At 41.1% G+C, this 18,451-nt stretch carries 9 protein-coding genes; 8 read left to right on the top strand and 1 reads right to left on the bottom strand.

The features are described 5' to 3' along the window. Positions 1–34: 34 nt before the first annotated feature. Positions 35–1,144: a glycoside hydrolase family 88 protein gene (locus QZ323_RS03875; RefSeq protein WP_294632969.1), complete on the bottom strand. Its 1,110-nt coding sequence runs from the start codon at positions 1,142–1,144 to the stop codon at positions 35–37. A gap of 452 nt (positions 1,145–1,596) precedes the next feature. Here QZ323_RS03875 and QZ323_RS03870 point away from each other — a divergent pair, with 452 nt between their 5' ends. The 8 genes from QZ323_RS03870 to QZ323_RS03835 all read left to right on the top strand — a co-directional run bounded on the left by QZ323_RS03870 (position 1,597) and on the right by QZ323_RS03835 (position 18,402). Next, entirely contained in the window at positions 1,597–5,556 is a 3,960-nt protein-coding gene (locus QZ323_RS03870; protein WP_294632968.1) for a two-component regulator propeller domain-containing protein, read from the top strand. A 414-nt stretch (positions 5,557–5,970) separates the two neighbouring features. After that, positions 5,971–9,111: a TonB-dependent receptor gene (locus tag QZ323_RS03865; protein ID WP_294632966.1), complete on the top strand. Its 3,141-nt coding sequence runs from the start codon at positions 5,971–5,973 to the stop codon at positions 9,109–9,111. A gap of 21 nt (positions 9,112–9,132) precedes the next feature. Further along, the gene (locus tag QZ323_RS03860; protein ID WP_294632965.1) at positions 9,133–10,998 is read left to right on the top strand and encodes a RagB/SusD family nutrient uptake outer membrane protein; all 1,866 of its coding nucleotides are present in this window, start codon (positions 9,133–9,135) and stop codon (positions 10,996–10,998) included. Between the two features lie 30 nt (positions 10,999–11,028). Continuing rightward, entirely contained in the window at positions 11,029–11,739 is a 711-nt protein-coding gene (locus tag QZ323_RS03855; protein WP_294632963.1) for a TonB-dependent receptor plug domain-containing protein, read from the top strand. A 27-nt stretch (positions 11,740–11,766) separates the two neighbouring features. Further along, positions 11,767–13,998: a SusC/RagA family TonB-linked outer membrane protein gene (locus tag QZ323_RS03850; RefSeq protein WP_294632962.1), complete on the top strand. Its 2,232-nt coding sequence runs from the start codon at positions 11,767–11,769 to the stop codon at positions 13,996–13,998. A gap of 14 nt (positions 13,999–14,012) precedes the next feature. Next, positions 14,013–15,692, top strand: a complete 1,680-nt coding sequence (locus QZ323_RS03845; RefSeq protein ID WP_294632960.1) for a RagB/SusD family nutrient uptake outer membrane protein — start codon at positions 14,013–14,015, stop codon at positions 15,690–15,692. A gap of 132 nt (positions 15,693–15,824) precedes the next feature. Beyond that, positions 15,825–17,051, top strand: a complete 1,227-nt coding sequence (locus QZ323_RS03840) for a glycoside hydrolase family 88 protein (RefSeq protein WP_294632959.1) — start codon at positions 15,825–15,827, stop codon at positions 17,049–17,051. Positions 17,052–17,055: 4 nt separating this feature from the next. Further along, positions 17,056–18,402 (top strand): glycoside hydrolase family 2 TIM barrel-domain containing protein, encoded by a 1,347-nt coding sequence (locus QZ323_RS03835; RefSeq protein WP_294632957.1) that lies wholly within the window; start codon positions 17,056–17,058, stop codon positions 18,400–18,402. Positions 18,403–18,451: the final 49 nt, after the last annotated feature.

Below are 18,451 nucleotides of genomic sequence, written 5' to 3'. Positions count from 1 at the left end.
ATGTTTATTATGTTATATATAATAATTGTCTTTTTTACTCAGCCATTTTATATATCTGGTTCCCGGCCAATAAAAATGCCCCTACACCATATACCTCTGTCATTTCGCGGGTTACTTTCTTCGGGTCAGCACCGATGGGCTGTACATAACCCAGTTTTCCATCTTTTTCCACGGCTTTTACCAGTGCTTTCCATCCCTTTTTGATGGCGGGCATAAAAGTTGTTTTGTCTAATAGGCCCTCATTTACACCATACGCCAATGCATATACAATAAATCCTGTGGCACTCGTTTCGGGAGAAGGATAGGAGTCAGGATCCAGCAGGCTTGCATGCCAATATCCGTCTTTGCTTTGCAACTGGATTATGCGGTCGGATAAAGTTATGAATAAATCCTGATAGAACTGACGGTGCATGTTGTTGCGTGGCAAGGTTTGTAGAATTTCGCAAAGACCTCCTAATACCCAACCGTTTCCACGTCCCCAGAATACTTTTGCACCATTGGCTTCTTGCTGTTTGAAATAGCGGTGATCTCTATAGAACAGTTTTTCTTCTTTATCAAACAAATAATCGTAAGTTGCTTTATATTCTCGGTTCATGAACTCGATATATCTCCAGTCATTTGTCAGCATGTACATTTTGCTATAAACGGGGGGAGCCATAAATAAAGCATCACACCACGACCAACGTTCTAAACTGCCCATGTTCCTGTAGTCCAGTTCCAATGTGCTGGCTGACGGGTGATTGATGACAAATTCCGTACGTGCCAGGGTGGGGAGCAGCATGTTTCGATCGTGATACTTCTGGTACATATCCAAAAACACCTGCCCCACAGCTATATGGTCTGCATGATACATGTATTTTCCTACTTGCCAGGCGTTACGCCGACCTATTTTCATCAACCATTCATAGTAAGAATTGTCTCCATCTTCTTTTTCTGTTAATTCGGCCCAATCTATCATTCCCATATAGAGTGCAGCGTATGTCCAGTTCAGGTCATCATGCTCATGCCCTTTTGCCGGATTGGCTATCTGCCAGTCGGCAACGCGTTTCATAATAGTTTTTATATCAGCTTTGCTGAAATAGCTCTGTCCATACGTATATATGGAGGCGATGGATAAAATGGAATAAATGATTAAACGTTTCATTTCTTTTTTATTTAAGTAAGTGCTTCATGATATTTATTTGCGTGGATATGATCCCCATAAATTTTCTAATGTTCCGTAGGTCAGTATATCCTGATATAATTTATAAGTCCGATTGCGGTTTTTTGAAAGAAGAAGTGTTTTCATAATTTTTCATGTGTTAAAATCAAGAGCAAAGATATCCATTTTTATCAATAACTCAGAACTATATTGTCTATAATGAGTCCGCGTGGACAATAAGTGCCACAAAAATGGACGGATTTGACATGATAGGATGTAAAAAAGAATGAAGAGTATATTGTTATTTAAACTCTTTTGTATAATTTTGCAAGCACTATATGCAATTAATTAATCTTAAGCACTATATTACTATGAACCGACTTAGATACATATTGTTGTTTGTGCTGATATTATTGTGTGCGAAATCACATGGACAGTATTTTAAGAAACTGACAATGAAAGATGGACTTTCCAGTCCTTCTGTACTTTCTATCTATCAAGATACTTTAGGACGGATGTGGTTTGGAACAAATGAAGGTGTGAATGTATATGACGGCAATCAGATTTCCAAATATAAGTCTTATGATATTATTAATAATCAATACCGGGACAAGGCGCTTATTAATGGAGTAGTCAACACGATTGTGGGTGATTCGCAGGGGAATGTTCTAATGATAAATAGCGGGGCTCTGATAAAGTATGATATTCGTAAAGAGACATTCCAGAAAATCATTTCGTCAGGCGTCGGTGCTTTGGCTACTTTAGATGAAGAAGTATGGTGCACTATTCGTGACTCTTTGTTTAGATATGATTCGGAAGAGGATTCATTGTATTTTTACCGTAAATTGGGTACTACCGCTGTCATGTGTATGGAAAAAATGGATGAGAAGATATGGATAGGGACGGCAAACGGCTTATATGTATTGGCGGGGGATGAATTAAAATGCGTGTTGCCTGATATTGAAATCTTTAAATTATTTGTGAGTAGCCGTAAGGAACTGTGGATTGCTTCGCGAATGAAAGGGTTATATAAGGTGGGTCGGGATGGAAAGTTGATAAAGGAAGAGCATTCACCCACACGCGTCGTAAGTCTGCAAATACGAGGTTTTGTGGAAGACGAACAGCAGAATATCTGGTTTGGTACTTTCGAAGGACTACAAGTTTATAATCCCTATTTGGATACATACCGTGTTTATCGGCCCGACTACCATCCGGGTTCTTTGGAGCACCAATCTGTTTTTTCACTTTATAAAGACAGGCAAGGTACAATTTGGGTAGGTACTTATTATGGTGGTGTCAATTATTTCAATCAGTCGAAAGATATATTTTTGTATTATCCTTATGATAACGCCAATAATCATTGTTTGAATTTTCCTATTGTAGGACAGATGGTTGAAGATAAAGATCATAATCTGTGGATTGGTACAGACGGAGGCGGGGTGAACCTCTTGAACAGGGTAACCGGAACCTTTACTTATTATACCTCTACCGGAAAAAATTCCGTTCTGCATAATAATGTAAAAACCCTGAGTTATGACAGGCAACGCGATCAGGTATATATCGGTACATATACAGGGGGAATAAGTTGTTATGACAGAAAACGCACTCGTTTCTATCATTATCTGGATCATTACAAGCAGACAGGAGAGGGGCCGAATCATATCATTTATCATTCTTTATTTAAAGACGGTTGGCTGTATGTAACTGCCCGTAACGGTTTTTGGCGAATTCATCCGGAGCGCAATGAGTTTCAGTTGCTTAGTAAAGAACACCTTTTTTTGACATTTGAGATGGATTCGAGAGGATACATCTGGTTGGTGGCTGATTTCAAACTTTACAGGATGAAAGCAGAGAATTGGGATCAGCTGGAATGCATCAAGCTGGAAGGAGGCACTACTGCCGATGCCCGGATAACCCGGATTATGGAAGCGGCTGATGGTACGGTTTATATGGCTACCTTGGGAGATGGTGTATATTCTTATAATTATGAAACTGGACACTGGAAACATTATACAAAAAAGAGCAACCATCTTTTGAGCGATTTTTGCTATAATCTGGAAGAAACACACATGAATAATATTCTGATAACTTGCGATGAAGGTTTTTCCATTTATTCTCCTTTTAATTATTCTATGCATTCCATTAAATTGGGGCTTAAGGGAGGTATCTCGGCAGTGGCCGAGGGCGGTGGTATTCTGATGGCCGATGACGACCGGATTTATATAGGAGGAGTGGATGGAATGATTGCATTCAGAGAGAAGGATTTATATCAGGATAATGAAGATGGGGCATCCGGATTCTATTTTTCCAATCTATATATCAATAACGTGAAGGTTTCTCCTGATGATGGTTCGGGTGTGTTGTCCCAATCCCTGTCATTTACAAAACATTTGGATCTTTCTGCCAGGCAGAATAATATAATGATTGATTTTTCCAGTTCCAATTACGTGGAATTGGAAGGAAAAGATGAATACTTTTATAAGTTGGAAGGCTTTGATAAAGATTGGATATTGACAGACCAGTTGCGCGTGAATTATACAAATTTGGCTCTGGGCAATTATGTGTTGAAAGTGCGTGAATCGGGGACTAAGGTGAAAAATGAGGAAGGGCAGGAAATAATGCTTGATATAACGATCCACCGTCCTTGGTTTGCTACATTCTGGGCATTTTTGTTGTACTTTCTTGTGGTTGCGGGCATTGTTTACAGTTTCTGGCGGGTGAAGATGGCACGCAGGGCGTTGGCTTTGTCATTGGCTGAAGAAAAGAATGAGAAAGAGCGGATAGAAGAGGTAAATAAAGTGAAGCTACGTTTCTTTACAAATATTTCACATGAATTCCGTACTCCGTTGACTTTGATAATTGGACAAGTAGAGATGCTGCTACAAATGGAAAAATTAGCTCCTGTTGTAAACAAACGCTTGCATGGAATACACAGGAATGCGATTAATCTTCGTCTTCTTATAACAGAACTGTTGGACTTCCGCAAACAAGAGCAGGGATTCATGAGGCTGAAAGTGGAACGTGTGGAAGCAGTCCTCTTTGTGAAAGACATTTATCGGTTGTTTGTCGATTTTGCCCGTAAAAGGAATATGGAATATATATTTGAAGATACGGGAGAGGAGATTTACTTATGGTTCGACCCGGTACAGATGCAGAAGGTAGTCTTTAATTTGTTGTCGAACGCATTTAAGTATACACCGGAAGGGAAAAGTATAAAGGTGTCCGTCAGGCGGCAGCAGCGGATAGTGGAGATAGTGGTGGAGGACACAGGCTGCGGAATTTCTGCGGATGACAAGCAAAAAATATTCGAACGTTTTTATCAAGCAGGAGATGAATATTCTGGAAAAGGGATTGTGGGCAGCGGCATAGGATTGGCTCTGCTTAAAGGGATAGTAGATGCGCATAAGGGAGAAATAAAGGTAGACAGCGTGTTGGGCGAGGGAAGTACATTCAGGATATGCCTGCCTGTTGGAAACGGACACTTCACACAGGAAGAATTGGAGTGTGAAAAGACGGTTAGGGCTTTCTCCGACCGTGAGGATATGCTTATGGACGAAATAGCATTGCTGAACGATACAATGGAAAAAAGTGAGGCGGACCAGGATATGCCTGAGGACAAAAATGAAGGAATGCCGCGTGTGCTGCTTGTTGAAGATGATGAAGAGGTGTTGGAAATGCTGGTGAGCATCTTTTCGCCCACATACACAGTATATAAGGCTACTAACGGGCAGGTGGGGTTTGAGATGGCGCAACAGTGGCATCCGGATATTGTGGTCAGTGATGTGATGATGCCGGTGATGTCCGGCAAGGAGATGTGCTATAAGATAAAGAACTGTCTGGAACTGGCATATATGCCGGTGGTATTGCTGACGGCACAAACTTCGGAAGATTGCACGATAGAAGGATACATGTTCGGTGCGGATGATTATATCACAAAACCGTTTAATGTGAAATTACTATTGACCCGTTGCGGAAATTTGCTGAAGAATAGAAAAAAATTGCTCGATAAAGCGGCGCAGGTTGAAGTGACGGCAGTTCCGGAAGTCGGAATTCTGAATGTGGTGGATCAGGAATTGCTCGATAAAGCAACAAGTATTATAAAACGTAACTTTGATAATCCGGACTTTGACATGAATATGTTGGCTTCTGAACTGAATATGGGGCGCAGCAAAATGTTTGTCCGTCTGAAAGAAGTGGTGGGGCTCACTCCCAACGAGTTTACTTTAAAACTGAAATTGGAAGAAGCGTTGCGGATGTTACAGGAAGCTCCTCAATATAATATATCGGAGATATCGTATCAACTGGGATTTACTTCTCCCCGTTACTTCAGTCGATGCTTCAAGGACTTTTACGGAGTGTCTCCATTGGCTTATCGAAAGGAACCTTCTAATGGGAAGGAAGCGGATCTGAATTAGTAAAGTTGGTAATAATTAATCTTATGCATTTACATTGTTTTTCTTTTGAAATGTAAAAGATTTTATCTTGGGATGTAATGGACGTTTTCCTTATAGTAACGGCCTTTACCTTGGTATGTAACAGACGTTTCCCGGTGGGGTGACGGAGGTTACGCTGTAAGGTAACGGAAGCTACGTCGTAGGATAATGGATCATACTACTTAGGGTGGGAGAGACTATCATGTTTGTTTTGTAGAGGATAGGGGTAAAAAACGTCCAAAGTGTGACACAGATTGTCCGAAATACAATTAGTGCACATGTATCATATATACAGGGAAAGTATAAGTCTGAGAATTGGGCTTAATTTGTGCTGTGCTTATCGAGGTCTTTTCATCGTAAGTGTAAAGTTTATAAATATCAATCAAAATCTTTTTTATGAGAAACAAAGTATGGTTACTTGTGTTGGCTTTATTGGTCGTGCACTCAGGCAGGGCTTGGGGGGATGAAAGTCATTCCCGGTCAACAGCTATTACAGAGCAAACTAAGAAGAAAGTAGTGAAGGGTGTTGTACTGGACGATATGGGTCCGGTTATCGGTGCTACTGTATTTGTGAAAGGAACCCAGAATGGTATGGCAACCAATCTGGATGGAGAATTTACGTTGACGGTTCCGATTGGAGCTACCATTGTGGTTTCATTTATAGGCTACGAAGATAGAGAGATTGTCTATAAAGGTGAACCGGAGTTGAAGGTCATACTGACCGAAAATGTTACTAGTTTGGAAGAAGTGCAGGTTATTGCTTATGGTACTACTAAGAAAGTAACAGTCACAGGAGCACTCTCTTCGGTGAAATCAGAGGAAATCATGAAATCTCCTGTGGGAAGTATTGCTAATGCATTGAGTGGAAAAGTTCCCGGATTATCCAGTGTGCAGTCCAGTGGACAGCCTGGTGCCGACGATGCTACAATTTATGTGCGTGGTGTAGGTTCGTTGACTGAAGGATTGTCTGCTCCTTTGATGCTTGTAGATGGGGTGGAACGCTCGTTCTATCAGTTGGATCCGAACGAAATAGAAGATATTACGGTCTTGAAGGACGCATCGGCAACTGCCGTGTTTGGTGTGCGCGGTGCGAATGGTGTTGTTTTGGTTACTACCAAACGTGGACAGGAAGGTAAAGCTAAGATTAGTTTTTCTACCAGTATGGCACTTCAGTTACCTACTCGCATACCGGAGTTTGCTAACAGTTATGATTACGCAACCACTTATAATAATGCTCAGCTACGTGATGGAGTGTCAGAAAAAAATCTGGCATTTTCACCGGAAATGCTGGAAGCATTCCGCACGCATAGTAACCCGATGATTTATTCGGATACTGATTGGACTGATATGCTGATAAGGAAAACAGCGGTACAGACCCAGCATAATTTCAATATTTCAGGTGGTTCAAAGCGTGTCCGCTATTTTGCGTCGCTGGGTGTATTCACTCAGGACGGACTTTTTAAAACATTTGATACACACGGACACAAGACAGGTTTTAAATACAACCGTTACAACTACCGTGTGAACATGGATGTGGATGTAACTAAAACCACTTCCATGAAAATCAATCTGGGAGGTCGTCTGACTGACAAGCGTGAACCAAATTACAATAACGGTACAGCCACAAATGTCAAGAGCTTGTTCAGGGACATATATTGGACTCCTCCTTTTGCAGGACCGGGTATTGTGGATGGAAAGTGGGTTACCGTTAATGCGCAGACATTCGGAAAATTCGGTACAGTGTATGATGCATTGAATTCTTACTACGGAAAAGGCTTCAATACGTATGACAATAATGTGGTGAACTTTGACTTTGTGCTTGATCAGAAACTTGATTTCCTCACAAAGGGGTTGAAAGCTCATGTGAAAGGCGCTTATAATAGTGGTGTGAGTATAACTAAACGTCGTGAAGGCCGTGCTGACCGTTATGAGGCTTTTCTTGGAGAAGGAAATGAAGTCTTGCTGAAGAAAAACCAGGAGATGCAAACGCTGGGGTATAGTGATGAGAAATATGGCCAGTCCCGTGACTGGTATTTAGAGGCGGCCGTGAATTATCAGAGAAAGTTCGGATCTCATAATGTGTCTGCTTTGTTTATGTATAATCAAAACATGAAATACTACTATTCGACTAAATTTCAGGGTATTCCACGTAGTTATGTCGGTTTGGTAGGGCGTGCCACCTATGACTATAAAACTCGCTATCTGGCAGATTTCAGCATTGGATATAATGGTTCCGAGAATTTTGCGGAAGGCAGTCGCTTCGGTCTCTTTCCCGCAGGTTCTGTCGGATGGATAATTTCGGAAGAGCCGTTCATGAAATCTTTAAAACCATATATCAGTTATCTGAAACTACGTGGCTCGTATGGTATTGTCGGTAATGATATTGTTTCTGACGGTTCTAGGTTCCTGTATCTTCCCGATGCTTATACAATCAGTACTGAAAAATACGGTTTCGGTTCAATAGTTAACAATATATTGGTCGGAGCTAAAGAATCGAGGATTGGCAATCCGAACGTAACTTGGGAAACGGCTGCCAAACAGAATTATGGTATTGATCTGCACTTTTTTGACAGTCGCCTGAAAACGTCTTTCGATTACTTTATCGAACACCGCAAAGACATCTTGATATCCCGTAATATCAATCCCGGTTATCTGGCCATAAGTTTGCCTATCGTGAATATGGGTAAAGTTGATAATAAAGGTTTCGAGGTGACGGCTCGTTGGGAAGATCAGATACAGAATGTCAGATATCATATCGGAACCAATTGGGGGTATGCCAAGAACAAGATTGTGTTCAATGATGAAATTCCTCAGCCTTATGAATGGATGCGCAAGACAGGACGTCCCGTGGGACAACAGTTCGGATATATATATGACGGTTTCTTTACGGAAGAGGAAGCGGCAAACTATGCTTCGTTGAAAGGACAGGAGGGAGGTATACCGGATCATGGCGAAGGATTTACTCCTTTGGCCGGTGATGTGAAGTATAAGGATTTGAACGGAGACCATAAAATTGACAATAATGATGTTTCTGCCATTGGTAATCCTATTTATCCATTGCTTACGGGGAATCTGTCAATGGGTTTCTCTTGGAAAGGGTTGGATTTTAGTATGACGTGGGCGGGTGCATTCAAGACTTCCCGTTTGATTGCGGACTTTTACCGGTATCCGTTTGGAAGTACTAATAATCGCTCTCTGCTGAAGTACATGATAGATGATGCTTGGACACCGGAGAAGGGAAATTCTGCAAAGGCACCGGCTATTTCGTTGACAAACAGTAAACCGAACAATTATAAAGATTCTGATTTATGGTTGCGTGACGCTTCTTATGTTCGTCTGAAAAACTTGGAAGTAGGTTATTCTTTCCCTCAAAGTCTTTTGACTAAGATTCATCTGAGCTCCTTGCGCATCTCTCTTTCCGGTTATAACCTGTTGACGTTTGATGCATTAGGTTTCAGTGACCCCGAAAGTAATCCTAGCGGAGACACCTATCCGTTGGTGAAAGTTATAAACTTTGGATTAAAGGTTGGATTTTAACGCTTAAATAAAAGAAATGATATGAAGAATATAAAAAAACATTTTCATGCTATTGTGTTGCTACTGGGATTGCTGATTTCCACCAACGCGTGCGAGGACTTGGCTTTCGGAGATAAGTTCCTGCAAAAGCCACCCAGTACAGACGTTACGATCGATACGGTCTTTTCTACAGCTGAGTATGCTCGCAGGGTTTTGTGGTACAGTTATCGGTATTTACCGATGGGACTCGAAACGTCGAATAGCTATTGGAATACAATGTGGTTAGGAAATATTGAAGGACTGACGGATTTGAATCAGGATTATCTGGGATATTCCGGGGTGAATAAAGTCTATTATGCCGGTAACTATAATGCCGGTACGGAAAATTCACCGAGAGGTACATATATGGCTACCAAAGTTCGCTTTAATGAGAATGAAACTCATATGTGGTCGGCTATCCGTAATGCCTGGTTGATTGTAGCCAACATAGATAGGGTGCCTGATATGGATCAGGCAGAGAAAGAGCGCCTGAAAGCGGAAGCCAAGATGATAGTGGCTGTATATTATGCGCACATGTTGCGTCACTATGGTGGTTTGCCCATCGTGGATAAAGTTATTTCACCGGATGAGGCTGAGATGCCTGCTCGGGCAACTTTACAACAAACTGTCGATTTTATCGTGAGGCTGTTGAACGAGGCTATTGATTGTCCGGAGTTCCCTTGGCATATATCAGAGGCAGAGATGGCTAATTGGGACGGCCGTCTGACCAAAGCCGGTGCGATGGGGCTGAAGGCAAGAGTATTGCTCTTTGTTGCCAGTCCGTTGTTTAATAACGATCAGCCTTACTTTCAGGGAGCTGCCTCTGATGCGTTGATGACTTGGTTTGGAAATTATGACCGTGAACGTTGGAAACATGCGATGGATGCTTGCGAAGCCTTTTTTAAAGCTGTTGACAGTAACGGCTTTTATAAACTGGTCGAAAAAGGAGATGTGAATCCCAGCGACTATCGTTATGCTTTCCGTGCCGCTTATTTTGACCGTGGTACTACCGAAACTTTAATATCTGTTCGTAGAGAAAATTACTATAAGGCCAACCAACAACCCTATACTAACCAGGCTATCCGTTGGGGAGCAATCTGTCCTACAAAGGAATATTTTGATATGTTCCCGACTGCTGACGGAGAGAATTTTGATTGGAATAATCCGGAACATGCGAAGAATCCTTTTGTCAATAGAGATCCCCGTTTATCTGAAACATTCATACTGGATGGAGATATTTTCCAAAACAGAAAGGCCGGTGTTACAAAGGAGAAGCCGGACGATAAGGAAAATTATCCGGCAGGAAGAGACTGGAATGTAGGGCAGGTGACAGCCAAGTCGTTGCTGACAGGATTATCTTGCAGGAAATGGGGGTTGGACCGTGCAGGTGAGTATAACGGTCATGTCATCCAGTGGCCTCATCTGCGTATTGCGGAAATCTACTTGAGTTATGCGGAAGCCTTGAATGAGTATAATAACGGTCCGAATGATTTGGCTTACCATTATGTCGATAAAGTACGTGCACGTGTCGGCATGAAGGGACTGAAGAGAGGATTGAGTCAGGAAGAATTCAGAAAAGAGTTGCTTCGTGAGCGTGCTTGTGAATTTGGCTATGAGGAAGTACGTTTCTTCGATTTGATCCGCTGGAAGATGAAGGATCATTTCTCTTCTCCTCTGCATGGATTGAATATCTATAAGAATAAGAATGACGGCAGCTATATTTGTGAAGAGTTCTCACTTTTGGGAGGAGAACAAAGCCGTGCTTGGTGGAATCCCGGTGGATTCTCGGAGAAGTGGTATCTGAGTGCTTTTCCGCAGAATGAAATTAATAAAGGATATGGATTGATACAAAATCCCGGTTGGGAATAATACATCTGAAAAACATAGATAAACAAAAGTATGAATAAAAAGATAAATATCATATTGGCAAGTGTATTGTGCTCATTCAACCTGATGGCACAAGTAGACACATTGACGATTCATAAGGATAAAGTGGTTATGGATTATGGCCGCAATATTACTTATGATGCAAGAGAGGTTACCGGTGCTGTTTCTACGGCTACCAGCGATAAACTTTCGCATAAGAATAGCATTAATGCCACGAATCAGTTGTTCGGTATGTTACCGGGGTTACAGGTGTTGCAGAATGCCGGTGCGGTTTGGGAAGGCGGAGCTACCATGTATGTGCGTGGCATAGAGACTTTAAATTCTAAGAGTCCGTTGGTACTGGTTGATGGTTTCGAACGTTCTCTTAAGGAACTGAGTTCGGAAGAAATAGAGTCTGTGAGCGTATTGAAGGATGCCGTAGCTACCAGTTTGTATGGAATCCGTGGTGCCAACGGTGTAATTCTGGTTAAAACGAAGCGTGGTGTTCTGACCTCACCTCAGATCAATTTCTCTTATGAGTTTAATATGGCTACTCCGAAGCGTTTACCCGATTTTGTGGATGGATATACTTATGCATCAGCGTTGAATGAGGCAATGAAGAACGGGTTCTTCGTCACTTTTGGGGCAGTTCATGTGTTAAAGCTAGTAAATTTATTGCCTAACAAGGTAATGCTTGTCCTATTGAACATGTGTCTTTTGATAGCTTTAATTTTATTCCCTTAAATAAGCTGGTATAGTCTATAGATAAAGGTGTTTAGTATATTTTACTGCCCCAAAAGTGACGAAGAACCGAAGAACGACGGTTCAATGCCGCGCTATTCGGCAGCAGAGTTGGATGCTTTTAAAAATCAGACCAATCCCTTGTTTTATCCTAATGTGGATTGGGTGGACGAGACACTGCGGGGAGCCAGCTATGGAGACAATATAACCTTTTCGGCACGTGGTGGCGGTAAGTTTGTAACCTACTATACAATGTTGAACTTCTTGGATAACCGTGGCATTTTGCAGCCCACCGGAGATAATGATGGCTATTCCACGCAACTTAAGTATTCTAAGCTGAATGTTCGTACCAATTTAGATATTACAGCCTCACCTACTACGACTGTGCAATTGAATTTGTTGGGTAACTTCTCTGAACATAATCGTCCGGGAACGGGGGTTGGAGATATCTTTACGGCCATATATCAGGTTCCTGCCGGGGCATTTCCCATTAAGACGGAAAGAGGAATCTGGGGAGGTACTACGACTTATAAAAATAATCCGGTCGCTAATATTTCAGGTAAGGGATATGCGCGTTCTCAGACTCGTGCCTTGTTTGCCGATATGCATTTGAAACAGGACTTGGCGGTTCTGCTGCCTGGGCTGACAGGTGGTATTAAAGTCGCATTGGATAACACAGCTTCCTATTGGGACAGCAATACGAAGAATTTCGGTTATGAATCGGCTGTTTTGGATTTGGAAACAGGGGAGAAAGAGTTTAAAACTCATGCCAATGAAGGTACACTCTCCTATTCAAAAAGTGTAGGTTCCGTTACCACTCACTTCAACTTTGAGGCTTATGCCAACCTTGCCAGACAGTGGGGTAAGCATGATTTGAAGGCTACTTTTATGTACTCTATGGATAAGATAAAATCAAAAGGACGTAATACGGGACGTGCCTTTATGGATGTAATAGGTCAGGCACATTACGCATATAATAATCGTTATCTGGTGGATTTGTCATTGTCTGGTTCTGCATCCAGCATTCTCGATCCCGATGATCGTTGGGGAATATTTCCGGCTATTGGTGCCGGTTGGATTCTGTCGGAAGAAAGTTTTCTGAAGAATGATTGGCTGAACTTCCTGAAATTAAGAGCTTCGTATGGTATTTCCGGACGTGCTGATTATGACGTAAACCTATTTCAAAACATTTACGGTGGCGGAGGTTCATACTTTTTTAAGAATACTCCTACTTCTATGAACGGCATGAAACTGACTCAATTGGGAGTTGAGGGATTGACATACGAAAAATCGCATAAACTGAATGTCGGAGTTGATTTCAAAGCCTGGGATAAGTTATCATTGGCTATTGATGCTTTTTATGATCATCGTACAGATATTCTTGTTAGTGGCAGTAATGCAGTTTCTGGTGTATTAGGTATATCAGTTCCGAAAGCCAATGACGGGATTGTTGACAATAAAGGTGTTGAAATTGCTTTGAACTGGGATGATAAGATTTCGAATTTTACTTATCACATAGGTGGGCAATTCTCATTTGTACGCAACAAGATTATAAAACAAAATGAAGAATATCGTCCTTATGATTATCTGAAGCGTACTGGAGGTTCTTTAAATCAATTTTTTGGTTATGAGGTAGTGGGTATCTATCAATCGCAGGAAGAAATCGATAATCGTGAAGTCAAGCAATATCTGGGAGATGTACGTCCTGGAGATCTGATGTTTAAAGATCAGAATGGCGATAACCGGATAGATAATTATGACCAGGTAGCGTTAGGATATAATTCTACATGTCCCGAAATCTACTATTCGTTCGATTTGGAGGCTGAATACAAAGGTTGGGGTGTGTATGCTCTGTTTCAGGGTACAGGTAATTACAGTAAATTATTGGACACAAGAAGTATTTATCGTCCTATAGTAGGCAACAATACGATTTCTACTTATTATTATGAGAACCGTTGGAGTGAGACGAATCCGAATGGTACCCTTCCGCGTCTTACTTATTCAGGATCGGATAATAACTATAATAATAACTCATTGTGGATAGCTGATGCATCCTTCTTGAAGTTGAGAACATTGGAAATGTATTATAAACTTCCGGAGAAGTTGTTGAAGAAAACGGGTTTTCTGGGTGGAGCGAAAATCTTTGCCCGCGCGCATGACTTGTTCTGCATTGATGGAATTGATATCCGTGATCCGGAGGCTATCGGTGCATCTCATCCTACTATGACTCAATATGCATTTGGATTTAATTTATCTTTCTAAAAAAGTAGAACAATATGAAATCTATAAATAAATATACAATAATATTTCTGTCACTGTTTTTATTTGCTGCCTGTGATTTCATGGACTGCAACGAATCGGATTATTATTCAAAAGGGCAGATTCAGGGGAGTTATGCACGTGTCAAGCAGTTTGTGACAAATGTCTATAGCTATTTACCTCAGGATTTCTGTAGTATTGATGGGGCAATGCAGGATGCAGCTACAGATGATGCTATACATGTTTACAAAACTTCAAAGATACAGAGGTTTGTAAATGGAACATGGTCTGCCAATACTACGGTTGACGACAAATTTTCCAACTATTATTCAGGAATTCACGATGCTAATTTCTATTTGGAAAATATGGTAGGACTGACTTTCGAAGACTGGAAGTATGGAGATGAGTATGAAGACTGGATGAAGGAGTATCCGAATTACGAATATGAAGTTCGTTTCTTGCGTGCATTTTTCTATTTTGAGTTGGTGAAGCGTTATAGGAATATCCCGTTAATAACCAAAGTTGTTACTAAAGAAGAGGCGAATAATGCTGAGCCTGTATCAGCCGATGTAATCTTGAATTTTATTATTTCCGAATGTACGGAAATGGCTGAACTGCTTCCGGTGAGTTATGTAAACTTCGGAAAAGAGCAGGAGGTAGGACGTGTGACGAAAGGTGTTGCCTTGGCGTTGAAAGCTCGTGCCGCATTATATGCTGCAAGTCCTTTGTTCAATCCGAATAACGATAAAAGTAAGTGGATTGCCGCTGCAGAAGCCGCTTATGAAATTATAGGCAACCAGTCTGCTTTGGGATATACTTTGGATAAGAATTTTGCAAATCTGTTCGGAGCACAGAATAATAGAAGTCAGGAGGTTATTTGGGCTCGTCCTAATGGAGAAAATAACGGTTTCGAAGCTTCTAATTTCCCTATGGGAGTGACAGGTGGAAAAACATCTACTTGTCCGACGGAAAATCTGGCAAGTGCGTTTGAAATGAGTAACGGTGAATCTTTTGATTGGAATAATGAAGCTATGCGAGAGAATCCTTACGCTCAGAGAGATCCCCGTTTTTATCTGACCATTGTGCATAATAATATGAAATGGCCGGCAGGGAAGGAAGTGGAAATATGGGAAGGAGGAAGTAATGGATTACCACTGACTAATGCTACGACGACAGGATACTACTTGCGTAAGTATGTCAATAGCAGTGTCAGTTTTGAGGCTGGTGCACCAACCACAAAAGTTCATCACAACTGGATATTGTTTAGATATGCGGAAGTATTGCTGAACTATGCTGAGGCTATGGTCAATGCTTATAATGACATTACATTTACGAATGAGAAATGTGGTATATCTGCATTGCAGGCTGTAAATCAGGTGCGCGGCAGAGATGGAATAAAGATGCCTGCATTGCCTGAAACTTTATCATCGGCAGATTTTCTGAAACGTCTGAAGAATGAACGCAGGGTTGAACTTGCTTTTGAAGGGCATCGTTTTTGGGATCTTCGTAGATGGAAAGAGCTGGATGTTTCAAAAGATATTTATGGAGTGAAGATAACAAAGGGAGAAGCCGGGATAAATTATGCAAGGCAATTATTGGACACACGTCCTGTTGATGATAAGTTATACTTCTATCCGATTGCTAATACGGAACTTTTCAAGAATGATAAATTGGAACAGAATCCGGGTTGGAAGTAGTAAGTGAAGTAAATATAGACTAAAGAAAGGCCGTTGTTACATTAAAAAGTCAGAACGGCCTTTCTGTTAATTATCCAGTATGGATTATCTGTATCAAATAAATAATAATTATTTAGGTAAAAAGGATTAAGGATGAAAATGAATAAACTTTGGATATTGTGTTTGCTTGTTTTTTGCTCGTGTGGTACAAAGAATGAGGAAAATATTGTGTCTTATGGCTTTGAACGAGCGGAACAGCAGCTTTCTGCTCAGTTGAAAGTAATACCAGAACCTACTGAGTATCCGCGTACCATTAAAGATGGAAAATTGAAAACTACGAAAAAGAATGATTGGACCGAAGGATTTTATCCGGGATGTTTGTGGTATATATATGAATATAATCATGATGAAAACTGGAAAGAGGCGGCGATAAAATGGACCGAAGCTCTTGAACCGTTGAAGAAACTGACCAATCATCACGATATTGGCTTTCTGATGTACTGTAGTTTTGGCAATGCATATCGTTTGACCGGTAATGAAGCCTATAAAGACATTTTGATAGAGTCTGCCCGTTCGCTGTGCACTCGTTTTAATGAGAAAACGGGGTGTATTGAGTCATGGAATTACCGAAAAGCATGGAACGGAACAGATGAGTGGTTTTATCCTGTGATCATTGATAATATGATGAATTTGGAACTTTTATATTTTGCAACGAAGGTAACAGGAGATTCTGTCTATGCAAATATTGCTAATACGCATGCTGAGACCACTGCGAAGAATCAGTTCCGTGCAGATTATAGTAATTATCACGTAGTGAATTATGACGAGGAGACCGGAAAAGTGCTTCATAAAGCTACTTGCCAGGGCTTTTCGGACAATTCTGCTTGGGCGCGTGGACAGGCATGGGCTATTTACGGCTATACGATGGCCTATCGTGAAACAAAAAGAAAAGATTTCCTGGACATGGCTATACATACAGCCGACTTTTGGCTGAATCATCCGAATTTGCCGGAAGACGGGATACCATATTGGGATTTCAATGCCGGTCAGGAAGGATATGTTCCTGATTGGAATTATGATTCTCAGATGTTTAAGGAAGTACCACGTGATGCTTCGGCAGCAGCCATTGTTGCTTCAGCTTTTGGGGAATTGGCAGATTATGTGGCTGATGGGGAAAAGTATGAACAGGCGGCTGAACATATATTGAAGAGTCTTTCCTCACCGGTTTATTTGGCGGAAGCGGGGACGAACTGTAATTTTATTCTGATGCATAGTGTAGGAAGTATTCCCCATAAAAATGAGATAGATGTTCCTTTGGTATATGCAGATTATTATTATCTGGAAGCATTATTGAGATATAATAGTAAGCAAAAAAAATAGTGTCATGAAATACAACAAAACAATATTTTCCGGGATGATTTGTGTGATCGTCTTATTGTTGCAACTTTTTGCTTCAGGTGTGCAGGCAGGTGAATCGCGTTTTTCTACGGCAGGTTTTTATGAGCTTGCCGGTAGTGGGCGCGAAGTATATAATATGAATGTGGGATGGCGGTTTTATAAAGGGAGTTGTCCGGATGCATGGAAAAAGGAGTTTGATGATTCTTCATGGGAGGCTGTGAATATACCTCATGGACTCGATTTGCTTCCTGAAGAGGCCAGTGGTAGTATTAATTATCAGGGAGAGGCATGGTACAGGAAGAACTTTTCCGTGTCTGGAGAACTGAAAAATAAAAAAGTTTATCTGCATTTTGAAGGTATCATGGGCAAGTCACGGATCTGGCTTAACGGAAAGTTACTAAAAGAGCATTTCAATGGTTATTTGCCCGTCATCGTAGATGTAACGGAAGACTTGAGTTTTGAGGCAGAGAATCTGTTGAGTGTTTGTGCGGATAATAGTGATGATTCTTCGTTTTTACCTGGTAAACCTCAGCAAGCTTTGGATTTTGCTTATTTTGGAGGGGTTTACAGAGACTGTTTCTTGATTGCCCATGATCGTGTGTATATAACGGATGCTAACTATGAAGATGAGATTGCCGGTGGCGGTGTTTTTATTCATTATCCTTATGTTTCAGAAGATAGGGCGGAAATAGGTGTGAAAATGCACTTGCGTAATGAGTCGACAGGTTTGTTTAAAGGAAAATTAATGTTGACATTACGAGATATCTACAACAAAGAAATTTGTAAAGAGGTGAAAAGTCTCTCGTTACGGAAGGGAAAGGCAGACCATTATGATATGAGACTGCATGTGGATTGTCCGATGCTTTGGACACCTGATTCTCCTGTTTTGCATCAATTAGAGATTAAATTGGTTGATGAAAATGGCCATCTTATTGATGGCATGTTACAAAGAATAGGAATTCGTAAGATAGAGTATAGCGGGAAAGATGGATTATACTTGAATGATAAACCCTATCGTGACAAACTGATAGGAGTTAATCGTCACCAGGATTTTGCCATTATCGGTAATGCGTTGTCCAATTCATTGCATTGGCGCGATGCAAAAAAATTGCGTGATGCAGGAGTGCGTATCGTACGCTGTATCCATTACCCGCATGATCCTGCTTTTCTGGATGCCTGTGATGAATTTGGCATTTTAACGATATTGGCTGTTGCCGGATGGCAATTTTGGAACGATGAACCTATTTTCTCCGAAAGGGCCTATTCTGATATTCGTGGTTTGGTACGTCGTGATCGTAATCACCCTTCTACTTTTATATGGGAACCGGTTTAGTAGATGACAAAATTTAAATTTATGCTGTTAAACATCTAATTTTCAAGTG

The organism is uncultured Bacteroides sp., from assembly GCF_910585845.1.
Classification (GTDB): domain Bacteria; phylum Bacteroidota; class Bacteroidia; order Bacteroidales; family Bacteroidaceae; genus Bacteroides.
Note: the sequence above shows the minus strand (reverse complement) of the source record. Positions and strands in the feature narration are given on the sequence as shown.

Excerpts from the sequence above, each read along its gene's own strand:
- QZ323_RS03875 (WP_294632969.1), bottom strand. The coding sequence starts at position 1,144 with ATGAAACGTTTAATCATTTATTCCATTTTATCCATCGCCTCCATATAT.
- QZ323_RS03870 (WP_294632968.1), top strand. The coding sequence starts at position 1,597 with ATGAAAGATGGACTTTCCAGTCCTTCTGTACTTTCTATCTATCAAGAT.
- QZ323_RS03865 (WP_294632966.1), top strand. The coding sequence starts at position 5,971 with ATGAGAAACAAAGTATGGTTACTTGTGTTGGCTTTATTGGTCGTGCAC.
- QZ323_RS03860 (WP_294632965.1), top strand. The coding sequence starts at position 9,133 with ATGAAGAATATAAAAAAACATTTTCATGCTATTGTGTTGCTACTGGGA.
- QZ323_RS03855 (WP_294632963.1), top strand. The coding sequence starts at position 11,029 with ATGAATAAAAAGATAAATATCATATTGGCAAGTGTATTGTGCTCATTC.
- QZ323_RS03845 (WP_294632960.1), top strand. The coding sequence starts at position 14,013 with ATGAAATCTATAAATAAATATACAATAATATTTCTGTCACTGTTTTTA.
- QZ323_RS03840 (WP_294632959.1), top strand. The coding sequence starts at position 15,825 with ATGAAAATGAATAAACTTTGGATATTGTGTTTGCTTGTTTTTTGCTCG.
- QZ323_RS03835 (WP_294632957.1), top strand. The coding sequence starts at position 17,056 with ATGAAATACAACAAAACAATATTTTCCGGGATGATTTGTGTGATCGTC.